We start from the raw sequence: 1,508 nt of genomic DNA on the forward strand, positions 1-1,508 counted from the left end.
ACTAATCATATCAAGGTTTCTTCTTTTTTGGTACTCAGGTCTCACATCTATTGTAACGCTACAGAAAAGATAAGAATTTTTTCTTGCATTTTAGAAAGATTAGTGTATAATAGAAAGGTATGCGAAAAGCATACTTGTGGGAGGTAAAAATCTTTATTTACCGCCAAAACCACAAAGGAGGATTTAAAAATGGCTAAAAAAGTCGAAAAACTTGTAAAATTGCAAATCCCTGCTGGTAAAGCTACTCCAGCTCCACCAGTTGGTCCTGCGCTTGGTCAAGCCGGTATCAACATTATGGGATTCACTAAAGAGTTCAACGCTCGTACAGCTGATCAAGCAGGCATGATCATTCCAGTTGTTATCTCTGTATACGAAGACAAATCATTTACTTTCGTTACAAAGACTCCACCAGCTGCTGTTCTTTTGAAAAAAGCTGCCGGTACTGAAAAAGGATCAGGCGAACCAAATAAGAAGAAAGTTGCAACAGTTACTCGTGCGCAAGTACAAGAAATTGCTGAAACTAAGATGCCAGATTTGAACGCTGCAAATATTGAAGCTGCAATGCGTATGATCGAAGGTACTGCTCGTTCTATGGGATTCAAAGTTGTTGACTAATCAATGACCCCCCAAACATGCGATATAAATCGCTGGAGACCCGCAAGACTTCATCATTTCGAGAAGTGACGTGGGAGATGAAAATCGATTGAACCACTTACAAGGAGAATAAAAAATGGCTAAAAAAAGCAAACAACTTCGTGCTGCTCTTGAGAAAATTGACAGCACAAAAGCATACAGCGTAGAAGAAGCTGTAGCTCTTGCAAAAGAAACTAACTTTGCAAAATTTGATGCAACTGTAGAAGTTGCTTACAACTTGAACATCGACGTTAAAAAAGCGGATCAACAAATCCGTGGTGCAATGGTATTGCCAAACGGAACTGGTAAAACTTCACGCGTTCTTGTTTTTGCACGTGGTGCAAAAGCTGAAGAAGCGAAAGCTGCTGGTGCAGACTTCGTTGGTGAAGATGACCTCGTTGCAAAAATTAACGGTGGCTGGCTTGATTTTGATGTAGTTATTGCTACACCAGATATGATGGCGCTTGTTGGACGTCTTGGACGTATCCTTGGTCCACGTAACCTCATGCCAAACCCTAAAACTGGTACTGTAACAATGGATGTTGCTAAAGCAGTTGAAGAGTCTAAAGGCGGGAAAATCACTTACCGTGCAGACCGTGCAGGTAACGTACAGGCTATTATTGGTAAAGTTTCATTTGAAGCTGACAAGTTGGTTGAAAACTTTAAAGCATTCAACGATACCATCCAAAAAGCAAAACCAGCTACTGCTAAAGGTACTTATGTAACTAACTTGACTATCACTACTACACAAGGTGTTGGTATCAAGGTTGATGTTAATTCACTTTAATTAAAGTTTTGAAATGCAGATAAATAAAGAGGCTGGGACAAAAGTCCGACCTCAAATATAAAAAGCGAACAAAACTAGTTTTCTGGTA

The 1,508-nt window shown here is 39.7% G+C and carries 2 protein-coding genes; both read left to right on the forward strand.

The features are described from left to right. The first annotated feature begins 189 nt into the window (after positions 1-189). Entirely contained in the window at positions 190-615 is a 426-nt protein-coding gene (rplK, locus tag SSIN_RS04255; RefSeq protein ID WP_037616181.1) for a 50S ribosomal protein L11, read from the forward strand. Between the two features lie 115 nt (positions 616-730). Then, positions 731-1,420 (forward strand): 50S ribosomal protein L1, encoded by a 690-nt coding sequence (gene rplA, locus SSIN_RS04260; RefSeq protein ID WP_037616184.1) that lies wholly within the window; start codon positions 731-733, stop codon positions 1,418-1,420. Positions 1,421-1,508 lie beyond the last annotated feature (88 nt).

Origin of the sequence: Streptococcus sinensis, assembly GCF_000767835.1 — a bacterium.
GTDB classification, from domain to species: Bacteria; Bacillota; Bacilli; order Lactobacillales; family Streptococcaceae; genus Streptococcus; species Streptococcus sinensis.

Bases quoted from the DNA above. Each gene is read 5' to 3' on its own strand.
- rplK (WP_037616181.1), top strand. From the start codon at position 190: ATGGCTAAAAAAGTCGAAAAACTTGTAAAATTGCAAATCCCTGCTGGT.
- rplA (WP_037616184.1), top strand. From the start codon at position 731: ATGGCTAAAAAAAGCAAACAACTTCGTGCTGCTCTTGAGAAAATTGAC.